General features: G+C 66.1%; 21 protein-coding genes and 1 pseudogene. 12 read left to right on the plus strand and 10 right to left on the minus strand.

Annotation, left to right across the window (positions count from 1 at the left end; all coding sequences use genetic code 11):
• Positions 1–76 precede the first annotated feature (76 nt).
• The 4 genes from fdxA (at position 77) to FPZ54_RS12920 (ending at position 2886) form a co-directional block, all read left to right on the plus strand.
• Positions 77–418: a ferredoxin FdxA gene (gene fdxA / locus FPZ54_RS12905; RefSeq protein WP_145847789.1), complete on the plus strand. Its 342-nt coding sequence runs from the start codon at positions 77–79 to the stop codon at positions 416–418.
• Between the two features lie 343 nt (positions 419–761).
• Positions 762–1295: a CarD family transcriptional regulator gene (locus FPZ54_RS12910; RefSeq protein ID WP_145847791.1), complete on the plus strand. Its 534-nt coding sequence runs from the start codon at positions 762–764 to the stop codon at positions 1293–1295.
• Positions 1296–1406: 111 nt separating this feature from the next.
• A complete protein-coding gene (locus FPZ54_RS12915) occupies positions 1407–2138 on the plus strand; it encodes a head GIN domain-containing protein (protein WP_145847793.1) in 732 nt (243 codons plus the stop codon).
• Between the two features lie 46 nt (positions 2139–2184).
• A complete protein-coding gene (locus FPZ54_RS12920; RefSeq protein WP_145847795.1) occupies positions 2185–2886 on the plus strand; it encodes a GIN domain-containing protein in 702 nt (233 codons plus the stop codon).
• A gap of 171 nt (positions 2887–3057) precedes the next feature.
• On the opposite strand, the gene pdeM is transcribed toward FPZ54_RS12920, so the two are convergent.
• From pdeM to FPZ54_RS12940, 4 genes and pseudogenes are all read right to left on the minus strand, one after another.
• Positions 3058–3735 (minus strand): ligase-associated DNA damage response endonuclease PdeM, encoded by a 678-nt coding sequence (gene pdeM, locus FPZ54_RS12925; protein ID WP_145847797.1) that lies wholly within the window; start codon positions 3733–3735, stop codon positions 3058–3060.
• A gap of 31 nt (positions 3736–3766) precedes the next feature.
• Positions 3767–4729 carry a retropepsin-like aspartic protease gene (locus tag FPZ54_RS12930; protein WP_145847800.1) on the minus strand — a complete coding sequence of 321 codons (963 nt, stop codon included), beginning with the start codon at positions 4727–4729 and terminating at the stop codon, positions 3767–3769.
• Between the two features lie 122 nt (positions 4730–4851).
• Positions 4852–7186: pseudogene (locus tag FPZ54_RS12935) on the minus strand (ligase-associated DNA damage response DEXH box helicase).
• Positions 7187–7282: 96 nt separating this feature from the next.
• The gene (locus tag FPZ54_RS12940; protein WP_145847802.1) at positions 7283–7468 is read right to left on the minus strand and encodes a hypothetical protein; all 186 of its coding nucleotides are present in this window, start codon (positions 7466–7468) and stop codon (positions 7283–7285) included.
• An 87-nt stretch (positions 7469–7555) separates the two neighbouring features.
• On the opposite strand from FPZ54_RS12940, the gene FPZ54_RS12945 reads away from it, so the two are divergent.
• Positions 7556–8563: a ligase-associated DNA damage response exonuclease gene (locus FPZ54_RS12945; RefSeq protein ID WP_145847803.1), complete on the plus strand. Its 1008-nt coding sequence runs from the start codon at positions 7556–7558 to the stop codon at positions 8561–8563.
• Positions 8556–9254 (plus strand): NAD-dependent deacylase, encoded by a 699-nt coding sequence (locus FPZ54_RS12950; RefSeq protein ID WP_145847805.1) that lies wholly within the window; start codon positions 8556–8558, stop codon positions 9252–9254. The genes FPZ54_RS12945 and FPZ54_RS12950 overlap by 8 nt, the downstream gene beginning before the upstream one ends.
• On the opposite strand, the gene era is transcribed toward FPZ54_RS12950, so the two are convergent.
• From era to lepB, 3 genes are all read right to left on the minus strand, one after another.
• A complete protein-coding gene (gene era, locus FPZ54_RS12955; protein WP_422396574.1) occupies positions 9251–10147 on the minus strand; it encodes a GTPase Era in 897 nt (298 codons plus the stop codon). The two genes, FPZ54_RS12950 and era, sit on opposite strands and share 4 nt — an antisense overlap.
• Positions 10148–10310: 163 nt before the next feature.
• The gene (gene rnc, locus FPZ54_RS12960) at positions 10311–10979 is read right to left on the minus strand and encodes a ribonuclease III (protein ID WP_145847807.1); all 669 of its coding nucleotides are present in this window, start codon (positions 10977–10979) and stop codon (positions 10311–10313) included.
• Positions 10976–11800 carry a signal peptidase I gene (gene lepB, locus FPZ54_RS12965; RefSeq protein ID WP_145847809.1) on the minus strand — a complete coding sequence of 275 codons (825 nt, stop codon included), beginning with the start codon at positions 11798–11800 and terminating at the stop codon, positions 10976–10978. Before lepB ends, rnc begins: the two co-directional genes overlap by 4 nt.
• Before the next feature lie 164 nt (positions 11801–11964).
• Here lepB and pgi point away from each other — a divergent pair, with 164 nt between their 5' ends.
• Both pgi and FPZ54_RS12975 read left to right on the plus strand, forming a co-directional pair.
• Positions 11965–13458 (plus strand): glucose-6-phosphate isomerase, encoded by a 1494-nt coding sequence (gene pgi / locus FPZ54_RS12970; RefSeq protein ID WP_145847811.1) that lies wholly within the window; start codon positions 11965–11967, stop codon positions 13456–13458.
• Between the two features lie 102 nt (positions 13459–13560).
• The gene (locus tag FPZ54_RS12975) at positions 13561–13860 is read left to right on the plus strand and encodes an alkylphosphonate utilization protein (protein ID WP_145847813.1); all 300 of its coding nucleotides are present in this window, start codon (positions 13561–13563) and stop codon (positions 13858–13860) included.
• Positions 13861–14004: 144 nt separating this feature from the next.
• Here the strand turns inward: FPZ54_RS12975 and FPZ54_RS12980 are convergent, their stop codons facing one another.
• Entirely contained in the window at positions 14005–14340 is a 336-nt protein-coding gene (locus tag FPZ54_RS12980; protein WP_145847815.1) for a hypothetical protein, read from the minus strand.
• Between the two features lie 154 nt (positions 14341–14494).
• Between FPZ54_RS12980 and gorA the strand changes: the two genes are divergently transcribed.
• Positions 14495–15841, plus strand: coding sequence for a glutathione-disulfide reductase (gene gorA, locus FPZ54_RS12985; RefSeq protein WP_145847817.1), 1347 nt, complete (start codon positions 14495–14497; stop codon positions 15839–15841).
• Positions 15842–15927: 86 nt separating this feature from the next.
• Here gorA and FPZ54_RS12990 read toward each other — a convergent pair whose 3' ends face one another.
• Positions 15928–17190 carry a dicarboxylate/amino acid:cation symporter gene (locus FPZ54_RS12990; protein WP_145847819.1) on the minus strand — a complete coding sequence of 421 codons (1263 nt, stop codon included), beginning with the start codon at positions 17188–17190 and terminating at the stop codon, positions 15928–15930.
• 71 nt (positions 17191–17261) lie between these two features.
• Here FPZ54_RS12990 and glmM point away from each other — a divergent pair, with 71 nt between their 5' ends.
• From glmM to FPZ54_RS13005, 3 genes are read left to right on the plus strand one after another with little or no spacing between them, the layout of a single operon-like run.
• Positions 17262–18602, plus strand: coding sequence for a phosphoglucosamine mutase (gene glmM / locus FPZ54_RS12995; RefSeq protein ID WP_145847821.1), 1341 nt, complete (start codon positions 17262–17264; stop codon positions 18600–18602).
• 32 nt (positions 18603–18634) lie between these two features.
• Positions 18635–19213, plus strand: coding sequence for a 2OG-Fe(II) oxygenase (locus FPZ54_RS13000; protein ID WP_145847823.1), 579 nt, complete (start codon positions 18635–18637; stop codon positions 19211–19213).
• Positions 19214–19237: 24 nt separating this feature from the next.
• Positions 19238–19462 carry a DUF1272 domain-containing protein gene (locus tag FPZ54_RS13005; protein WP_145847824.1) on the plus strand — a complete coding sequence of 75 codons (225 nt, stop codon included), beginning with the start codon at positions 19238–19240 and terminating at the stop codon, positions 19460–19462.
• Between the two features lie 9 nt (positions 19463–19471).
• Here the strand turns inward: FPZ54_RS13005 and FPZ54_RS13010 are convergent, their stop codons facing one another.
• A complete protein-coding gene (locus FPZ54_RS13010) occupies positions 19472–20185 on the minus strand; it encodes an EAL domain-containing protein (RefSeq protein WP_145847826.1) in 714 nt (237 codons plus the stop codon).
• Positions 20186–20461 lie beyond the last annotated feature (276 nt).

Consider the following 20461-nt stretch of genomic DNA (forward strand, 5'->3'; position numbering starts at 1 on the left):
ACGCGCCCGGCACGCGGGCATAGCAGAAAGGCCTATTGTCACCGCCCGATGGGGCGCTTGAAGGGCCGCAACTGCCATGACCTATGTCGTCACCGACGCCTGCATCCGCTGCAAATATATGGATTGCGTCGAGGTCTGTCCGGTCGATTGTTTCTATGAGGGCGAGAATATGCTCGTCATCAACCCCAGCGAATGCATCGATTGCGGCGTGTGTGAACCTGAATGCCCTGCCGAGGCGATCCTGCCCGATACCGAGAGCGGGCTGGAACAGTGGCTTGAGCTCAACAACACCTTCTCCGCCCAATGGCCCAACGTCACCCGCAACGACGGACAGACGCCCGAGGACGCCGACGCGCACAAGGGTGAAGAGGGCAAATATGAGAAATATTTCTCGCCCGAGCCCGGCAAGGGAGACTGAGGGTTTGGATTGAGCCGGCCTGACGGTTGGCTTCGGCACCGGCCCGCCCCCCACCCGGCCACCCATTAGTATGGTTGGCCGGGTGGGGACGGGCCGATGGTGCGTTCAGCGAAGCTGAACACAAAGCAAATTGCCGCAGCGCACCACCGCAATCCTCACGGATTCCGCTGTGGTAATTTTATTGCATCTGTGTTAAACAGCGCGTCGGACGTGAGGAATCACGTTTCGGTACTGGAGACCGTTGTTGATTTGCCCCGAACCGGCTTCACCCGCCCGGTAACCGCACCGGGCGCGTGGCGCAATCCCTTAAGGGGCGCGAGTTCATGAGAAAGGCTTCCCACACATGGCTGCCAAGGCGCTGTCCTTCGATGTCGGCGATTATGTCGTTTACCCCAAGCACGGCGTGGGCCGTGTAGTCGAACTCCAGAAACAGGAAATCGCGGGGATGCAGCTCGAGCTGTATGTGCTCCGCTTCGAAAAAGAGAAAATGACCCTCCGCGTTCCCACGAACAAGGCGGAAAGCGTCGGTATGCGCAAATTGTCGAGCGACAAGACGCTGCGTGAGGCGCTCGATACGCTCAAGGGCAAGCCCAAGGTCAAGCGCACCATGTGGTCGCGCCGCGCGCAGGAATATGAAGCGAAGATCAATTCGGGCGACCTGGTGTCGATCGCCGAAGTGGTCCGCGACCTGTTCCGCGCCGACGACCAGCCCGAGCAGAGCTATTCCGAACGCCAGATCTTCGAAGCCGCCGCGTCGCGTCTCGCCCGCGAGCTCGCCGCGATGGAGCAGATCGACGAGAAGGCTGCACTTGAGAAGCTGCTCGAAATCCTGCGCGCCTCGGCCGCGATCTACAACAAGGACAAGGCGACCGCCTGAACCGGCGCGCCCGACCTGATTGACGAGGGCGGTCCTGCGGGGCCGCCCTTTTCATTTGCGCCGCGCGCGGACAGCGTGTATTATCTTAGCAACACACAACGGAGAGAGCCGATGATCCACACTCGCATCGCCGCACTTGTCGCGGCCGCCGCGCTTCCCCTGTCCGCCTGCAACTTTGCCAACGGCATGTCGGGCGATGTCGTCCAGCCGAGCGGCCAGGGCGGCACGCGCAGCTTCGACGTCGCCGATTTCACCGGCGTGTCGCTGCGCGGCGCCGACGATGTCGAGGTCCGCACCGGTGCCTTTGCGGTGACGGCGCAGGGAGACAGCGCACTGCTCGACAAGCTGGAAATTCGCAAGGACGGCAGCACGCTGCGCATCGGTCGCAAGGACGGCGACTGGAACTGGGGTGGCGACAAGGGCGCGAAGATCATCGTCACCCTGCCTGCGCTCGCCAGCGCCGATATTGCCGGATCGGGCGACATGACCATCGACCAGGCCAAGGGCGATTTCGATGGCGCGATCGCGGGGTCGGGCAACATGACGCTTGCCAGCCTGGCGGGCGGCAGGGCCGACCTGTCGATCGCCGGGTCGGGCGACATCAACCTGTCCGCCGGCACCGCCAGCGCGCTCGATATCTCGATTGCCGGATCGGGCAACGTCAAGGCGCCGGGTCTGAAGGCCGACAGCGCCGATATCTCGATCGCGGGATCGGGTAATGTCCGCGCTCAGGTAAGCGGCAGCGCCGATATTTCGCTGATCGGATCGGGCGACGTCGAGCTGACCGGCGGCGCCAAGTGCAACGTCACCGCGATGGGATCGGGCGAAGCGCGCTGCAGTTGACCGAACAGGCTTGCACGGGGCGGGGAATCGGTGCGAGTCTGTGCCTATGCGCTCGTTGATCCTCCTGCTGCTGCTCGCCGCGGCGCCCGCCGCCTCCCCAGAGAGCCGCACGGTGATGGTCACCGGGTTCGAACGGCTGCGGATCGACGGCCCGTTCGTCGTGAAGGTAACCAGCGGCGGCGCGCCCGGGGCAGTGATCGACGCCGCCGACCGCCGTGCGCTGGACGGGGTGGATGTCCGCAATCTCGGCGGCCAGCTGGTCATCGGCCCGCGCAATGCGACCTTTGAGGGCTGGAGCGAGAAGAACGGCGCGGCGACGATCACCGTCTCGGCCCGCGATCTGCGCGCGGTGACGATCAATGGCGGCGGCACGGTCACGATCGACCGGCTCCGCGGGCAGCGCGTCGATATCGGCGTCAACGGCGCCGGGTCGCTCGCCGTCGCCAGGGTCGAGGCCGATCAGCTTGCCGCCACGCTTACCGGCACCGGCGCGCTCGCGCTGAACGGCGGGGCTGCGCGCACCGCACGGTTCAACAGCTATGGCGCCGGGTCGATCGACGCGGCGGCGATGCCGGTCAACGACCTCGCCGTCCATTCGCAAACCGCTGGCGACAGCCGCTTCACCGCGCGCTTCACTGCGGCAATCTCCTCACTGGGGACTGGCGCGGTACGGGTCGCGGGGGGCGCCGCGTGTACACTCGCCGGACCCGGGCCGGCGAGCTGCGCCGGGAAGACCGAGCGGCGCTAGACTCGTTTTCCGCAAAGCTGGATCGGCACCGGCCCGCTCCCCCACCCGGCCACCCATATAGTGTACCTTGTGGGTGGCCGGGTGCGGGTAGCCCCGCAAGGTACTACTTTGCGGGGACCCCGTGGGGGAGCGGGCCGGTGCCGTCTAACTGAAACCGACTCTAGCCCCCGTTTACGCCGCCACGGGAAAGCGGAGCAACCGATCCTCCAGCGCGACCAGTGCCTGTGCGCCCGGGCCCACTGCGCGGATGATCTCGGGATGGTGCGCGTCGAGCCCGCCGGTCAGCGCGCCAAAGGCGGGGAGGATCAGCTTGGTCGGCGTCGCGACGAAACAACGCCGCGCGACCTGACGCCCGCGCAGCCGGACGCGCAGTTTCGGATGGAAATGGCCCGACAGTTCGGGGCGTGCCTCGTCCGGCTCGGCCTCGTGGCGCAGCATCAGCCCGTCCACCTCCGCCTCGATCGTCACTCGCCCGCCGCAATGGTCGATCGCTGCCTGTTCGGCCAGCGCGGCATCGTGGTTGCCGGTCACCCAGACCCAGTCGACCGCGTCGGTCAGCGCGCGCAACCGACTGCGCGCCGCCTCGGGCAGCCGCGCACAGCCTTGCGAATCGTGGAAACTGTCGCCCAGGCACCAGAGTTCGCGCGCGCCGGTCTGTGCCACCAGCGCCTCCAGCGCGTCGAGCGTGGCGAGGCTGTCATAGGGCGGCAGCATCTGTCCGCTCTGTGCATACCAGCTCGCCTTTTCGAAATGCAGGTCGGCGACGATCAGCGCGCGCCGCGCAGGCCAATAGAGCGCCGCCTGGGGGAGCGCGCACAGATCGTGACCGGCGAACGAAAAGGGAACCATCGCTTCGCTATCGTCGTCCGGCTTCGCGCCGTCAACTGTGCGGCATGATGGGATCCATCTCCCGGTGAATCCCCTTGGGCAGCAGGAAGCGGATGCGCCGCGCCGGAAAATCGATCTCGACCCGGCGAAACACGCGCAGCGCGTCCATGCCCAGCATGACCGCCGGCTCGTCGGTCAGGCCGAACTTCTCGAACGGCGCAACGTCGGCGAAGGCCACCGGAAGTCCGCGGAGCGCGATCCCGCCCAGCTTGACGCGATCCGCCACATGATAATTGACGCGCAACATGTCTCCGGTGACGCTGGTCAACGTGATCGGCCCTTTCAGCGGAATGCGCCGCAACTTGCGCTGCAACGCCAGATTCCCCACGCTGATCTGCGATCCGGTATCCACCACGACCGTCACCCGACGGCCCTCAAACTCCGCCTCGGTCAGAATGAGCTGGCCATAGGCGCTTCGTCGCGCAACGATGACGATCTCCTCGGCACCTGCGGTCAGGCGGCGTACGAATCCGCCCCGCCGCGACGGGCGCAGCGTCATCTCGTTCTTGTCGAAGTCGATCGAGACCATGTGGTTACGCAGCTGCGCGACGCCGAGCAGCCCATGCGCGCCCAGATGCAGCGCCTCCAGCGCGGGGGCGTTGAACCTCTGTCGATCCTGCACCGGCCCCACGACCAATGAAGAGACGATCGCGGTCGGCACATCGGCGCTGCCTGTCATGGTCGTCAGTCGTACCTGCGGCCCCGGCGCCAGGCGCAGCTTCCCCGCCAGCTGGCGCGAAACCACCGAACGCTCCGCGCCGGTATCGATCACAAAGGGGTGGGACGGATGGCCGTCGATCGACACGGGAACGGTCATGCGATCGGCCAGCGACGCAAAGTCGATCGTCGCGCCTTCGTCTTCAGTGGCAGGGTTGGCGACTGGCGCCGCTTCCTGTGGCGCGGCGGGGGCGGCGCTGAGCGCGATCAGCAGCGGCAGGACCAGATGGTACCGCATGTGGCGATCCTACACCTGCTCATGCTGCGCAGCAAATGGCATTAGATTTGTTTCAGCAGAGCTGAACGTTGCGTCGCCGGCCCGCGAGTCGGCGCAGGTGAATCCGACTCTAGCAGGCCGCCTCAATCGACGCGCATCGCCTCCGCCGCCAGCGCCTCGGCCTCGATCAGGATGTCGTCCTCCGCCGCGCCCTGTTGCACCGTTTCGCGCCCGATCATCACCAGCACCGGCACTGCAAGCGGCGTTACGCGCTCCAGATCGACATGCAGCATCGTGCCAGCTGCGCGATCGAGCAGGTCGGCGAGTCGCCCGACATCCGTCATCCGGGCGCGCGCATCCGCCCATGCGGCGCGCATTAGCAGATGATCCGGCTCATATTTGCGCAGCACGTCATAGATGAGGTCGGTGGAGAAGCTGACCTGCCTCCCCGATTTCTTCTTGCCGGGATGCTGTCGCTCGACCAGTCCCCCGATCACCGCGACTTCGCGGAAAGCGCGTTTGAGCAACGCCGATCCCTGCACCCATTCAACGAACTCGTCCTCCAATATGTCGGCCGAGAACAAGGCCGCCGGATCGGTGATCTTCTCCAGCCCATAGACCGCCAGCGCATAATCGTTGGCGACGAAACCGACCGGCTTGAGCCTCAACGCCTCCATCCGCCGCGTCACCAGCATCCCCAACGACTGGTGCGCATTCCACCCTTCGAAGCTGTAAGCGACCAGATGGTGCCGCCCCTCATGCGGAAAGGTCTCGACCAGCAGCCGATCGGGCGGGGGAAGCTGCGAGCGGCGGTCCTGTACTTCCAGCCATTCGCGGACATCGTCAGGAAAGCGCCGCCATTGATCGCGATCCCACAAAAATTCGCGTACCCGCCGCGACAGATGCGTGGTCAGCGCCAACCGTGCACCCATGTAACTGGGGATACGCGCAGGCTTGTGCGTAGCGCGCACGATCACGTCGCTGACATCGATCCGCTCGACCTCCAGGCTGAGGCCCGCAAAGGAGAAGGTGTCGCCGGGCGAAAGCGAAGCGGCGAAATTCTCCTCCACCTTGCCCAGCCGCCGCCCGTTTCGGAAGCGCACCTCCAGCATCGGCGCCTCGACGATGATCCCCGCATTGAGCCGATGCTGCGCGACGAAGCCCGGCTTGGTCACTCGCCAAAGTCCGTCCGGCGTGCGTGTCAGCCGCTTGAACTTGTCATAGGCGCGCAGCGCATAGCCGCCATCGGCAATATAGCTGAGCACCCGCTCGAACGTCGCTTCCTCCAGCGCCGAATAGGGAAGCGCGCCGCGTACCTCGTCCAGCATCGCGCGCGCCGCGAACGGCGCGGCGCAGGCGCAGCCCATGATATGCTGCGCCAGCACGTCCAGCGCGCCGGGGCGAAAGACTTCAGCGTCCAGTTCCCCCGCCTCGACCGCGTCGAGTGCGGCGCGCGCCTCCAGATATTCGAACCGGTTGCCGGGCACGAGTACCGCCTCGCTCGGTTCGTCGAGCCGGTGATTGGCGCGGCCGATCCGCTGAAGCAGCCGCGAAGACCCCTTGGGCGCGCCCATCTGGATCACGCAATCGACATCGCCCCAGTCGACGCCAAGGTCGAGGCTGGCGGTTGCGACCAGCGCGCGTAGCCTGCCATCGGCCATCGCCTGCTCGGCCTTGCGCCGCGCCTCCAGGCTCAGCGATCCGTGATGGATCGCGATCGGAAGGCCCAGCGTGTTCGCCTTCCACAAATCCTGGAAGATCAGCTCGGCGAGGCCGCGGGTGTTGCAGAAGATGATGGTGGTTTTGTGCGTCTCGATCTCCGCCATGACCTGCGGCATCGCATAGCGGCCCGAATGCCCCGACCACGGCACCCGCCCCTCGGGCAGCAGGATCGCGATATCGGGGATCGGCGCCCGCCTCCCCACGCACCAGCGTGACGCTGTCGATATCGCCATGCGGAGCGATCCAGGCGCGATAGCCATCGGGATCGGCCACCGTCGCCGACAGCGCGACCCGCCGCATCTGCGGTGCGAGCCGCTGGAGCCGCGCGAGGCAGAGCGACAACAGATCGCCGCGCTTGCCGCTGGCAAAGGCGTGGACCTCGTCCACCACGACCGTGCGCAACCCGGCGAACATGGTGAAACTGTCCTCATAGGACAGCAGCAGGCTGAGCGATTCAGGCGTGGTCAACAGGATCTCTGGTGGCCGCGCGCGCTGGCGCACCTTGCGTTCGTGCGGTGTGTCGCCGGTCCGCGTCTCGACCCGGATCGGCAGGCCCATTTCCTCGATCGGGTCCAGTAGATTGCGCCGTACATCGACCGCCAGCGCCTTGAGCGGCGAGATATAGAGCGTGTGCAACCCTTCAACCGGCGCCTCGATCAGTTCCGATAGCGTCGGCAGAAACCCTGCGAGCGTCTTGCCCGCCCCGGTCGCCGCAACCAGCAGCGCATGTTCGCCACGCCGCGCCGCCGCCAGCATGTCGATCTGATGCCGTCGCGGCCGCCAGCCGCGCACAGCAAACCAGTCGTCCAACTGCCGGGGAAGTTCGCTCACGCCCGCCGTCTTAGCGCAACCTCAACCCTCGCGTCGCGTATCCTGTTCATTCTGCGCATCATACATTTTGCGCGTCGCGTCCTCGGTCCGCTGCTCCTGCCGTTTGCTTGTGCGATTGTGCAGCACCGCCCACAGCAGCACCGCCGCAAGGACGATCGGGCCGATGATCACCATCAATCCCCATACGCCGCCACCAACATCCACCATGACATGCCTCCTTCTCCCACCCCAACGAAGGCCGGGGGCAATTCGATCCGGCTGGAACCTCTGTGCACCTTCGCGCATATCGCTCGCATGACATTGGGCGACTGGATCACCCCGCACCCCGAAGGCATCCATGTCCCCGGCCCGGACATCTGGGTCGACCCGTCGCAACCCAAGGCCCGCGCGTTCGTGACGCATGGCCATGCCGATCACGCGCGCGGCGGGCATGGCGAAGTATGGGCGACGCCCGAGACGCTTGCGATCATGGAGGCGCGCTACGGTCCCCAGACCGGACGCCCGGTCGCCTATGGCGAAACGATCCGCATGGGCCCAGAGGACAATGGCGTCGAGATCGGCTTCGTCCCCGCCGGCCATGTGCTGGGCTCTGCACAGATCGTGCTCGATCATCGCGGCGAGCGGATCGTTGTGTCGGGCGATTACAAGCGTCGCCCCGACCCGACCTGCGAGCCCTTTCGTCCGGTCAAATGCGATGTGTTCGTGACCGAGGCGACCTTCGGCCTCCCCGTCTTTCGCCACCCCGAGACCACCGACGAAATCGACAAATTGCTCTCTGCCCTGCGCGCCGAGCCGGAACGCTGCGTGCTGGTCGGCGCCTATGCGCTGGGCAAGGCGCAGCGGGTGATCGCGGAACTGCGCGGCATGGGATTCGACGATCCGATCTACATCCATGGCGCACTGCAACGCCTGTGCGACCTTTATGTCGCGCATGGCGTCGCGCTGGGCGAACTACGCCCCGCCACCGGCGTGCCGAAAAAGGAACTGCAGGGCCGCATCGTGCTGTGCCCGCCCGGCGCGCTCAACGATCGTTGGTCGCGCCGCCTGCCCGATCCGGTCACCGCCATGGCGAGCGGCTGGATGACCGTCCGCCAGCGGGCGCGCCAACGCAATGTCGAGCTACCGCTGATCCTCTCCGACCATGCCGATTGGGACGAACTCACCACGACGCTGCGCGAGATCGCACCGAAAGAGGTGTGGGTGACGCACGGGCGCGAGGACGCGCTGGTCCATTGGTGCCGCAATCACCAGATCAAGGCGCGCGCACTCGAACTTTCGGGCTATGAGGACGAGGATGACTGACATCCGCCATATCGTGATCCTCACCGGCGCCGGCGTCTCCGCCGAGAGCGGCGTCGCCACCTTTCGCGGCCCCGGCGGGCTGTGGGAGGGGCATCGCGTCGAGGATGTCTGCACGCCGCAAGCGCTCGCCCACGATCCGGACCTTGTCCACCGCTTCTACGACAAACGCCGCGCCAATCTGGCGAGCGTCGAACCCAATGCGGCACACCGCGCGCTCGCCCGGCTCGACGCGGAATGGCCGGGCGAGCTGCTGCTGGTCACGCAGAATGTCGACGACCTGCACGATCGCGCCGGATCGAAGCGGCTGGTGCACATGCATGGCGAGCTCAAGTCCGCACTCTGCGCCCTGTGCGGCGTCCAGACCGAATGGGCCGACCCGCTGCCTCCCGGCACGCCCTGCCCGTCCTGCGACGCCCCCGCGCTGCGCCCCGACATCGTGTTCTTCGGCGAGATGCCCTATCATATGGAGGCGATCGACGCCGCGCTCGCCCGCGCCGACCTGTTCGTCTCGATCGGCACCTCGGGCGCGGTCTATCCCGCCGCGGGCTTCGTGCGCACCGCGCACTACCACGGCGCCGACACGCTCGAACTCAATCTAGAGCGGTCGGAAGGCAGCGCCTGGTTCGGTGAAAGCCGCCTCGGTCCTGCCGGGACGCTGGTGCCCGACTGGGTCGAGTCGCTGCTGGCCTAGTCGACCCAGTCGAGCCCGATCTCGCGATAGAGGCTGCGATCCTCCTCCCAATCGGGGCGGACCTTGACGTGCAGATAGAGATGGACCTCCACGCCGAGCAAAATCTTGAGCTGGGCGCGCGCCCGCGCCCCGATCTCGCGGATCATCGAACCGCCCTTGCCCAGCACGATCGCGCGCTGGGTGGTCCGGCCGACCAGGATCTGCTGGTAGATCTCGACCGACCCGTCGTCGCGCTCGGTATAGCGTTCGGTCTCGACCGCAGTGGCATAGGGCAGTTCGGCGTGGAGCAGGTGATAGAGTTGCTCGCGCGTAATCTCGGCTGCCAGCATCCGGTCGGTCGCGTCTGACACCTGATCGGCGGGGAAATGCCATGGCCCCTCGGGCATCTGCGCGGCCAGCGCCGCCTTCAGTTCCGCCACCCCGTCACCGGTCGTTGCCGACACGAAGAAGGTCTCGTCGAACGCAGCCAGGTCGTTGAGCGTCGCGGCATGGCCCAGCAGGCGCGGCTTGTCGGCGATATCGACCTTGTTGAGGATCAGGAGCTTCTTCTCGCGCCGGTCCTTGAGGCTCTCGACCACCGCGCGCACCTTCGGCCCGATCCCGCCCTTGCCGTCAACGACCAGCGCGATCAGGTCCGCCCCGCTCGTCCCTTCCCACGCCGCCGCGACCATCGCGCGGTCCAGCCGACGCGCGGGATCGAAGATGCCGGGCGTGTCGACCAGCAACAGCTGCGCATCGCCCTCGATCGCGATTCCCATCAACCGCGCGCGCGTCGTCTGCGCCTTGGGGCTGACGATCGCCACCTTCTGCCCCACCAGCGCATTGACCAGCGTCGACTTGCCCGCATTGGGGGCGCCAACGACGGCGACCAGGCCGCATTTCTGTCCTTCGATATCCAAAATTGCTCCGTTCGAAAAACCGTTTCCACCCCGGCCTTGTGCAGGGTTCACCATCTGCGCGCACGACCCTCGATGATATAGCATAGCGGTTCGGCAAGCGCCTCTACCACCGGATCTGCCGAGCTGTGGACCCCGGAACAAGTCCAGGGTGACCACCCTATTTCTGCAACCGCTCCAGCAACGCCGCCGCCGCTGCGGTCTCGGCTTCCTGTTTGCTGCTGCCCTCGCCCTCGGCGTCCGCCAGCTTGGCGATCACCGCCTTGACCCGGAAGCGCGGGGCATGGCCCGGCCCGGACCGGTCGATCAGTTCATAGTCCGGCGCGCGCCGATTATTCGCAGCGGCCCATTCCTGCAACGCGGATTTGGGATGTTTGGGCGCCGCCGCCTGCGCATCGATCCGGCTGTCCCACAGCCGCCGCACCAGTGCGCGCGCCTCCGCGAAACCGTGCGCCAGAAAATGCGCGCCGATCAACGCTTCCATCACATCACCCAGCACATTGTCGCTGTCCGACGCACCGTCGTCGCGCGCCTGCTTGCCGAGCCTCAGATGGCTCGCCACGCCGATCTCGCGTGCCACCTCCGCGCACACCTGCCCGGTCACCAGCGAATTGAACCGACGCGACAGCTTGCCCTCCGGCTCGTCGGGAAACCGCTCATACAGCCATTCGGCCAGTGTCAGCCCCAGCACCCGGTCGCCAAGAAATTCCAGCCGTTCGTAATTGACCGCCCCTTGGCTGCCATGGGTCAGCGCGCGCTGGTACATCGCCACGTCGCCCGGAGCCGTGCCGAGAACCCCGGTCAGCCAGCCGGGCAAGCTGTCACTCAAAAGCCTTCCCCGATCCGTTCGAACCGCGCCGCGCTGAACCAGGTCCAGGGCAGAATCCAGCTGGCGCTGCCATCGGTCGACCAGAAGCTGACCACCGCCTTGCCCTGAATATTCTCGATCGGGACATAGCGGATGCCGCCTGCGGCATGGGGGAAGCGGCTGTCGGTCGAATCGTCGCGATTGTCGCCCATCAGGAAGACATGGCCTGCGGGTACCGTGAACACCTCGGTATCGTCGGCGATCGTCTGCCCCTGGTCGAGCACGTCATAGCTTTTCCCATTGGGGAGCGTCTCGCGATAGCGCGGCATCCGGCACACCGTCGCGCCCTCGCCGGTCGCCTCGGTGAAGACCGGATCGCACGGGCTGTTGGGGCTGACCGGAACGACGAAATCGGCGACCCGCTGCTTGGGGATCGCCTGTCCGTTGAGGATCAACTGGCCGCCACGCATCTGCACCGTATCGCCGGGCAGGCCGATCACCCGCTTGATCCAGTCGGTATCGTCGCCCGGCGGCGCCTTGAATACCACGACGTCGCCGCGCGCCGGATCCTTGGCGAAGATGCGACCGGGAATCAGCGGCACGCTCCAGGGCAGCGAGTGCTTCGAATAGCCGTAATTCCATTTGGTGATGAACAGATAGTCGCCCACCAGCAGGCGCGGCAGCATCGACCCCGACGGGATGCTGAACGGCGCGAAGATGAAGCTGCGCACGATGAACACCAGGATCGCGAGCTTCAGCAGGAAGCTCAGCGTGTCGCGCAGTTCGGAGCGCGGCTTGATCGTGTCGGGGGCGGCGGGCTGCGCCGATGCGGAATCGTCCATGGCGCTGCTGTGCTTTGGGTGTGTGGCATCGTCAAGGCACTCTTGCTGTGTTTGCGGTGCCAGCCCGCTCCCTCGCTTCAGCGAAGCCCAAAACCAACTTCCCCCCGCTTTCACTCCTCCACGCGCCACGCTACATGCGCCGCGACCCAAAAGGAGACAGGCACATGGCGACCCCCGACTGGAGCGCGATCGAATCGCTGCCCCGTACCCCGCTCAGAGACCTGTTCGCCGCCGACGCCGATCGGCTCTCGATGCTCAGCACCGATGTCGCGGGTATCCATTTCGACTTTTCCAAGACGCATCTCGACGGTGCCGCGCTCGACGCCTTTGCCGCGCTCGCCAAATCGGCGGACTTCGCCGCAAAGCGCGAGGCGCTGTTCGCGGGCGAGCCGGTCAACGTGACCGAGGGCCGCGCCGCCGAGCACACCGCCGAACGCGGCGAGGGTGCCGAGGACAGCGTCGCCCGCGCCGCCGCCTATCACGGCCGTATGCGCGGCCTGATCGACGCGATCGAAGGCGAGGCGCTGGGGCCGATCCGCCACATCCTGCACATCGGCATCGGCGGATCGGCGCTCGGCCCCGAGCTGCTGATCGACGCACTCGGGCGCGAGATGGACCGTTATGACGTCGCCATCGTCTCGAACATCGACGGCTGCGCGCTGGAGGAGGCGATCGCCAGCTTCGACCCCCACGCCACGCTGATCGCGGTCGCGTCGAAAACCTTCACCACCACCGAAACGCTGCTCAACGCCACGAGCGCGCTCGACTGGATGCGCGAACACGGGGTCGAGGATCCCTATGGCCGCGTGATCGCGCTCACCGCTGCGCCGGACAAGGCGATCGACTGGGGCGTCGACGAAACCCGCATCCTGCCTTTCGCCGAGTCGGTCGGCGGGCGCTATTCCTTGTGGTCGTCGATCGGCTTCCCCGCCGCGATCGCCTTGGGCTGGGACGCGTTCGAGGAACTGCTCGACGGCGCGGCGGAGATGGACCGCCATTTCCGCCTGACCGATCTGCGCAGCAACGCGCCGGTCCTCGCCGCCTTCGCCGACCTCTATTACACCCAGAATCGCGGCTGCGAGACGCGCGGCGTGTTCGCCTATGACGAGCGCCTGCGCCTGCTCCCGTCTTACCTCCAGCAGCTCGAGATGGAATCGAACGGCAAGTCAGTCACGGCGGACGGCCAGCCGGTCGGCCGCGCCACCGCGCCGATCACCTGGGGCGGCGTCGGCACCGACGCGCAGCACGCGGTGTTTCAGCTGCTGCATCAGGGCACTCACCTGATCCCGCTCGAATTCCTCGCCGTGATCGAGGGCGGCGACACGCTGGCCGAGGATCACCACCGCGCGCTGCTGCTCAACTGCTTTGCACAGGGTGCCGCGCTGATGGCCGGCCGCGCCAATGACGACCCCGCCCGCGCCTATGCCGGCGACCGCCCGTCGATGACGCTGCTGCTCGACGAACTCGACCCGCGCACCTTGGGCGCGCTGATCGCTTTCTACGAGCACCGCACCTTCGTCAGCGCGGCGTTGCTCGGCATCAACCCGTTCGACCAGTTCGGCGTCGAACTCGGCAAGGAAATGGCCAAGGCCGCCGAGCGCGGCGGGCAGGATTTCGACCCTTCGACCGACGATTTGATCCGGAGAGCCTTTGGGTGAAGCGCGGCACCGGCCCGCTCCCCCACCCGGCCACCCATAGGGTAGCTTTGCTGGGTGGCCGGGTGGGGGAGCGGGCCGGTGCCGAACCAACAAGGAAAGCGCATGAGCGACGAAGACTATGTCTATGACGAGGCCAGCGGCGAATGGGTCCCCGCCTCGCAGCTGTCCGCCGCTCCGACTGAAGATGTGGTGGAGGTTCGCGACTCGGTCGGCAACCTCCTCGCGGACGGCGATCAGGTCACGCTGATCAAGGACCTGACCGTCAAAGGCGCCGGCCAGACCCTCAAGCGCGGCACCCTGATCAAATCGATCCGCCTCACCGGCGACGCGCAAGAGATCGACTGCAAGTTCGACGGCATCAAAGGCCTCGTCCTGCGCGCCGAATTCGTCCGCAAACGCTAACCCCACACCCGGGTTGTCACCCCGGCCTTGTGCCGGGGTCCACCGGAAGACGCGGCGCGAAGCATGAGGCTTGAGCGCCGGGAGCGCGGCACTGTGGACCCCGGCACAGGGCCGGGGTGACGAGACTATTGCAAGCGTGCGGTCCTATTTGCACTCTCGGGCGACAAGGGCGCGCCGGTTCATCAGGCCTTCCATTTGGGCCGCCAGGTACATCGCCTCTCCGTCTGATTTCATCGGGACGGCCGCCGGTTTGCTACGCTTCAGCCTGTGCATTTGCGACCGCAGTTCGGTCTTCCGCTCGTCGATCAAGCGAAGTTGAAGTCTGCAATCCTTGGCATCGCGCGCCCTGATCAAAGTCCGAACGAACTCGCCCTCACCCTGCAATTGCTCCCTCGTTTGGGCATCTGCATCGGCGGAGGCGATGGAGAGGAAGGCCGCGCCGAGAAGGATCGCTCTTGCTTTCACTTCGAACTGCTCCATGCGAGACGCTCAGACCAGCAGTGACTGACAGCCTTCCATCATCTCCACAAGCAGCAGCGCGAAGGTGGCCGAACGGCGCGAGCATCTCCCCCTCCGTTGGCAATCCCACCCCAGCCCCCTATCTCCCGCTCCGACGACCCAACAGGAGCCCCAAATGGCCGATTACGACTACGACCTCTTCGTCATCGGCGCAGGCTCCGGCGGCGTCCGCGCCAGCCGCGTCGCCGCCGCGCACGGTGCGAGGGTCGCGATCGCCGAGGAATATCGCGTCGGCGGCACCTGCGTCATCCGCGGCTGCGTGCCCAAGAAGCTGCTCGTCTATGGCGCGCATTTCGCCGAGGATCTCAAGGACGCGCGCCGCTTCGGCTGGAACGTCCCGGATTGCGACTTCGACTGGGCGGTGCTGCGCGACAACGTCCTGTCGGAGGTCGACCGGCTCAACGGCGCCTATACCAACACGCTCGACAGCCACGGGGTCGAGATCGTCCACGAACGCGCCACCGTCTCCGGCCCTAATGAGGTCACGCTCGCCAGCGGCCGCACGATCAGCGCGGGCAAGATCCTGATCGCCGTCGGCGCCCGCCCGCACGTGCCGCCCTGCCCGGGCCATGAACATGGCATCACTTCAAACGAGGTGTTCCACCTCGATCACCTGCCCAAGCGCGTGCTGATCGCCGGCGCGGGCTATATCGCCAACGAATTCGCCGGCATCTTCAACGAATTCGGCAGCAAGGTGACGCTGATCAACCGCTCAGATGTCATCCTGCGCGGCTATGACGAACAAATCCGCGACCGGCTGCTGCAGATTTCGATGACCAAGGGCATCGATTTCCGCTTCCACGCCGAATTCCGCGGGATCGAGAAGCAGGACGACGGCGCCCTCAAGGTCAGCATGACCGAGCATGACGATATGGAGGTCGACTGCGTCCTCTTCGCCACCGGCCGCGTCCCCAACACCGAGGGCCTGGGCCTCGCCGAAGCCGGGGTCGAACTGGACTCCAAGGGCGCGGTCGTGGTCGCCGACGACAACCAGTCGTCGGTCGAGTCGATCTACGCGGTCGGCGACGTCACCAACCGCGTCCAGCTCACCCCCGTCGCGATCCGCGAGGGGCAGGCGTTCGCCGACACCGTCTTCGGTGGCAAACCCACCAAGGTGGACTATGGCTGCATCCCCGCCGCGGTGTTCAGCCATCCGCCGATCGCGGGCGTCGGCATGACCGAAGGACAGGCGAAGCAGAAATACGGCGCGGTCAAGGTCTACACCTCGGACTTCCGCGCGATGAAGAATGTGCTGGCCAACCGCAACGAACGCGCGCTCTACAAGATGATCTGCGAGCCCAATTCGGGCAAGGTCCTCGGCCTCCACATGATCGGCCCCGACGCCCCGGAAATCCTCCAGGCAGCGGCAGTGGCGGTCAAGGCGGGCCTGACCAAGGACGATTTCGACCAGACCGTCGCGCTGCACCCGAGCATGGCGGAAGAGCTTGTGTTGATGAAGTGATCGGGCCGTCGGCGCTTTAGCGACGACCGAAGGCTGCGGGGCAGCCTTCGCCGGTCACCCCCCGCGCAAGCGGGGGCGGCGGCGTATTACGCCCCCTCGCGTAGCAACGCGTCCGCCGCGCTGTCCTCCTCGCCCTCGCCCGCGATCGCGCGCGTTGCGCCGACGTCCATCGCGACATTGCCCACGGTGCGGAAGATGTCGGGGATCGTCTCGACCGCGACCAGCAGCCCAAGCGGCGCGATCGGCACCCCCATCGCGATCGCGATCGGCGCGATCGACGATACGAAGCTGATCGTCCCGGGCAGCCCCACCGCGCCCATCGTCGTGATCGCCGCCGCCGCCCAGCCCGCGGCGATCTGTCCCATCGTCAGCTCGATCCCGAACCAATGCGCGACATAGATCGCCACGGCGAAGTTCATCGCTGGCCCGGTCCAACGGAACAGCGCGACCGCGAGGGGCAGCACCACGCCCGCGCGCGCCACCGGTACGCCCAGCGCCTCAGTCCCGCGCAGCATCGCGGGCAGGCTGGCGAGCGACGACTGGGTCGATGCCGCCACCGATTGCGAGGGCAGGATCGCGCGCACGAACCGCGCGGGCGATACCCGTGCGAATATCCAGGCGAATGGCACCGCGAGCATCCACAGCACCACGCCCACCGCGCTCACGATGGCGACATAATGGAGCAGAGCCCCGAACGCCGATGTCCCCGCCCGCGCGCCGACGACATAGGCGAGCGCGCCGACACCGATCGGCCCGAGCCACAAAACCCAGTTGATGACGACCAGCATCGCATTGCCGATCGCCCGGAAGAATCCGGTGAGACGCTCGCGCTCCTCGACCGGGAGCCGTGTGATCGCAAAGGCGAAGATGGTGGTGAACAGGATCATCGGCAGAAAGGCGTCGTTGACCGCCGATGCGAGCGGGTTGGACGGCACCAATGCGACGAGGAAGGCGGAAAAAGGCGGCACCTCGCCCGTGGGTGGCGCACTACCCAGCGCCTCGCGCAGCGCATCGGCCAGGTCGGCGCCGAGCGGAAAGGCAGAAAGCAATCCCAGGGTCAGTGCCCCGCCGAGCGCCGAAGAGACCCAGAGCAGGATGATGAAAGTGATGAATGCCCGCCCCGCCAGCCGACTCGCCCGCGCGGCCTCCGCCGTCGCGGCGATACCGGTGATCAGCAGCGAGACGACCAAAGGCACGATCGTCATCTGCAACGCGTGCAGCCACATCGTGCCGAGCGGCTGGACCCAATCGGCGGCGACCAGCGCGCGTTGCGGCACGAAGGCGGCGGCGATGACGCCCGCCGCAAGTCCCAGAATCAGCGACAGAAAGATACGGGTTGCTTGCGACATGCTCGCCCTTGGCCAAAAGCGGCGCTATCACGCCCCGCAGGAATCGGGGCAAGGTCGCAAAGCGGGCGGATATGGCAAGAAAATATTTCGGCACCGACGGGATTCGCGGTCGCACCAATGTCGGCGCGATGACCGCGGCGATGGCGATGAAGGTCGGCATGGCGGCGGGCGCGCATTTTCTGCGCGGCGATCACAAGCATCGTGTGGTGATCGGCAAGGACACCCGCCTGTCGGGCTATATGATCGAAAACGCGCTGGTCGCGGGCTTCACCAGCGTCGGCATGGACGTGACCCTGGTTGGGCCGATGCCGACACCGGGCGTGGCGATGCTGACCCATTCGATGCGCGCGGACCTGGGCGTGATGATCTCCGCCAGCCACAATCCCTATGCCGATAATGGCATCAAGCTGTTCGGACCGGACGGGTACAAACTCTCCGATGCCGACGAAGCCGCGATCGAAGCACTGATAGACGGTGAGGTCGATCTCGTCCCCGCGCCCGAGATCGGACGGGTCAAGCGGATCGAGGATGCGCGTGGCCGCTACATCCACTTCGCCAAATCGACCTTTCCGTCCGATCTTCGCCTCGACGGGCTGAAAATCGTCGTCGATTGCGCCAACGGCGCCGCTTATCAGGTCGCACCCTCGGCGCTTTGGGAGCTGGGGGCGGAAGTCGTCGCAATCGGCGTCACCCCCAACGGCAAAAACATCAACGATCAGGTCGGCTCCACCGCACCCCTCACCTTGTGCGAGACGGTGGTCGCATCGGGTGCCCATATCGGCATCGCTCTCGACGGCGATGCCGACCGTCTGATCGTGGCCGATGAAAAAGGCGAAATCGTCGATGGCGATCAGCTGATGGCGGCGATCGCGGGAGGCTGGGCGCGACAGGGGCGGCTGGCAGGCGGTGGGCTGGTCGCAACCGTCATGTCCAATCTCGGCCTGGAACGGCATCTCGCGGCGCAGGGTCTGGGCCTGGTCCGGACCAAGGTGGGCGACCGCCATGTGCTCGAAAAGATGCGCAGCTCGGGCTATAATGTCGGTGGCGAGCAATCGGGACACATCATCCTGTCCGACTATGCCACCACCGGTGACGGCCTGATCGCTGCGCTTCAGGTGCTCGCCGAAATTGTCCGCGCGGACGCCCCGGCGAGTGAGGTACTGCACCGGTTCGATCCGCTTCCCCAATTGCTCAAAAATGTCCGTTTCTCGGGCGGCAAGCCGCTGGAGAATGCGGCGGTCAAGGACGTCATTGCCGCGGCGGAGGCGGAGCTCGAAGGCATGGGCCGCCTCGTCATCCGTCCCTCGGGCACCGAACCGGTGATTCGCGTCATGGCCGAGGGCGAGGATATGGGCCAGGTCGAAACGGTGGTGAACCGCATCTGCGACGCGGTGCGAAAGGCCGCGGCATGACCGCGCACCCGCGCTGCCGCTAAGCCCCCGACATGGAGTGGCGCCCCTATGCGACGCTCGACCTTGGCGAGCGGGGCCTGCTTCCCGCTGGCTGGACCGATGCCGTCGCCGCGCTCGCCGCGCGTCCGGAGCGAAAGACGGTCATCGCCTCCCCCGCATGGTCCTTCGCGATCGTCGAGGGGGATCAGGTCCGCGCGCATCTCGGCTGGCTCTGGACTCTCTATCACGGTCCGCTGCGTACGTTCGCGGCCCGTGCCGTGGGCTATCCGCTCTTCGCCAACAACCGGCTGACTTCGGCAATGACGCTCAACATCCTGTCGGGCGCCGGGGCGACCAATGAATGGCACCGCGATTCGAACGCGGTGACCGGAGTCTTCTACGCACATGTCGGTGAAGGCGGCGGCGACCTCGCCTTTCGCGATGACGCGGGCCGCATCGCTCGCCTTGTCCCAATTACCGGTCTGTTCGTGTGTTTCGAGGGCGCGATCGACCATCGCGTCGAGCCGCTGGGCGATGCGGGTCCGCGACTGGCCATTGCCATGGTCTATCACCGTAGCCCGATCGATCAGCCCCGCGCGTTCGGCCGCGACATCTACATGCTCGACGGCTGAGGCATCCCGAGTTTAGATAGCGCGATGCTCGAAATGCGCCCCGATTGCGAACGCTGCGGTACCGATCTTCCCGCCGATCAGGGCGGGGCGTTCATCTGTTCGTTCGAATGTACCTTCTGTGCCGATTGCGTGGACGATCTCGACGAGCGCTGCCCGAATTGCGGTGGGGAACTGCTCGACCGCCCGGCCCGTGTCGGCGCGGCGTTGAAGAAGAATCCGGCCAGCGTGACTCGACGCTTCAAGAAGTGACCGGGACAGTCAGGCTGCGGCGGCGCGATCCCGCTTGGGCACACTAATCTCCGGCAGCGTTTTGAAACCGGGTCGCGCGAGCAGATAACCCTGGAGATAGCGGACACCCAACGCGCGAAGTGCGTCATATTCCGCTATGGTCTCGATGCCCTCGGCAATGACGGTGATGCCGAGCCCGCTGGCGATGCGAAGAACCCCTTCGACGATCATCCGGCGCGGCATACTGGCATCGATGTCGCGGATCAGCTCCATGTCCAGCTTGATGAGATCGGTCTGGAACTTCGCCAGCAGGCCAAGTCCAGCATGACCCGCTCCGAAATCGTCGATCGCGGTGGAAAAGCCCATCTGGCGGTAGGTCGCGACGATATTCTTCACATGATCAGTGTCGACCATCTCTTCGCCCTCGGTGAATTCGAAGATCAACCGATCGGTGGGAAAGCCGGTGGCGCGGGCGGTCTTTAGCGTCGTCTGGATGCAGGCGACGGGCCAATAGACCGCGTTGGGCAGAAAATTGATCGAGAGCCGGGCGTCGGTCGCAAGGATTCCTGCAGCGACCGCACCTTCGATCGCGGCAACGCGGCATTGCTGATCGAACGCATAGCGGCTCTCGGGCGTGACGCCAGCAAGCACCTCCACCGCCGGACCGCCATCAATGCCGCGAACCAGCGCCTCATAGGCGAAGACATGTCCGGTTTCGACATCGACGATCGGCTGGAAAGCCATGGCGATCGCGATCGCCTGTTCCGGCGACCTGCAACCCTGACACCCGATCGACATAACGCGCTACTCCGACTCGGATTCAATCCCTAGTCGCCGAATGCTAACGACTTGTAACAACAGGGGATCGTAGCCTTCCGCCCAGGCCTGGATCGCGGGGAGGGCCCCGCCACGCCTCTGGCAACCGGTGGAGCGAAGCGTCCCGATCTTTCCTGCCCAATCCGGCTGTGCCATGGGGACTGGCGATGTGGTTCGTTTCCTGCCTCCCGCTTTGCGCTGCCC

Source organism: Sphingomonas suaedae (assembly GCF_007833215.1).
GTDB classification, from domain to species: domain Bacteria; phylum Pseudomonadota; class Alphaproteobacteria; order Sphingomonadales; family Sphingomonadaceae; genus Sphingomonas; species Sphingomonas suaedae.

What these genes read in the sequence shown, in the direction of transcription:
- FPZ54_RS12915 (WP_145847793.1), top strand. Translation starts at nt 1,407, where the DNA reads ATGATCCACACTCGCATCGCCGCACTTGTCGCGGCCGCCGCGCTTCCC.
- pdeM (WP_145847797.1), bottom strand. Translation starts at nt 3,735, where the DNA reads ATGGTTCCCTTTTCGTTCGCCGGTCACGATCTGTGCGCGCTCCCCCAG.
- glmM (WP_145847821.1), top strand. Translation starts at nt 17,262, where the DNA reads ATGGCAAGAAAATATTTCGGCACCGACGGGATTCGCGGTCGCACCAAT.
- FPZ54_RS12945 (WP_145847803.1), top strand. Translation starts at nt 7,556, where the DNA reads ATGACATTGGGCGACTGGATCACCCCGCACCCCGAAGGCATCCATGTC.
- gorA (WP_145847817.1), top strand. Translation starts at nt 14,495, where the DNA reads ATGGCCGATTACGACTACGACCTCTTCGTCATCGGCGCAGGCTCCGGC.
- FPZ54_RS12910 (WP_145847791.1), top strand. Translation starts at nt 762, where the DNA reads ATGGCTGCCAAGGCGCTGTCCTTCGATGTCGGCGATTATGTCGTTTAC.
- FPZ54_RS12975 (WP_145847813.1), top strand. Translation starts at nt 13,561, where the DNA reads ATGAGCGACGAAGACTATGTCTATGACGAGGCCAGCGGCGAATGGGTC.
- FPZ54_RS12930 (WP_145847800.1), bottom strand. Translation starts at nt 4,729, where the DNA reads ATGCGGTACCATCTGGTCCTGCCGCTGCTGATCGCGCTCAGCGCCGCC.
- FPZ54_RS12950 (WP_145847805.1), top strand. Translation starts at nt 8,556, where the DNA reads ATGACTGACATCCGCCATATCGTGATCCTCACCGGCGCCGGCGTCTCC.
- lepB (WP_145847809.1), bottom strand. Translation starts at nt 11,800, where the DNA reads ATGGACGATTCCGCATCGGCGCAGCCCGCCGCCCCCGACACGATCAAG.
- FPZ54_RS13010 (WP_145847826.1), bottom strand. Translation starts at nt 20,185, where the DNA reads ATGGCTTTCCAGCCGATCGTCGATGTCGAAACCGGACATGTCTTCGCC.
- pgi (WP_145847811.1), top strand. Translation starts at nt 11,965, where the DNA reads ATGGCGACCCCCGACTGGAGCGCGATCGAATCGCTGCCCCGTACCCCG.
- FPZ54_RS12920 (WP_145847795.1), top strand. Translation starts at nt 2,185, where the DNA reads ATGCGCTCGTTGATCCTCCTGCTGCTGCTCGCCGCGGCGCCCGCCGCC.
- FPZ54_RS13005 (WP_145847824.1), top strand. Translation starts at nt 19,238, where the DNA reads ATGCTCGAAATGCGCCCCGATTGCGAACGCTGCGGTACCGATCTTCCC.
- FPZ54_RS13000 (WP_145847823.1), top strand. Translation starts at nt 18,635, where the DNA reads ATGGAGTGGCGCCCCTATGCGACGCTCGACCTTGGCGAGCGGGGCCTG.
- FPZ54_RS12990 (WP_145847819.1), bottom strand. Translation starts at nt 17,190, where the DNA reads ATGTCGCAAGCAACCCGTATCTTTCTGTCGCTGATTCTGGGACTTGCG.
- FPZ54_RS12940 (WP_145847802.1), bottom strand. Translation starts at nt 7,468, where the DNA reads ATGGTGGATGTTGGTGGCGGCGTATGGGGATTGATGGTGATCATCGGC.
- fdxA (WP_145847789.1), top strand. Translation starts at nt 77, where the DNA reads ATGACCTATGTCGTCACCGACGCCTGCATCCGCTGCAAATATATGGAT.
- FPZ54_RS12980 (WP_145847815.1), bottom strand. Translation starts at nt 14,340, where the DNA reads ATGGAGCAGTTCGAAGTGAAAGCAAGAGCGATCCTTCTCGGCGCGGCC.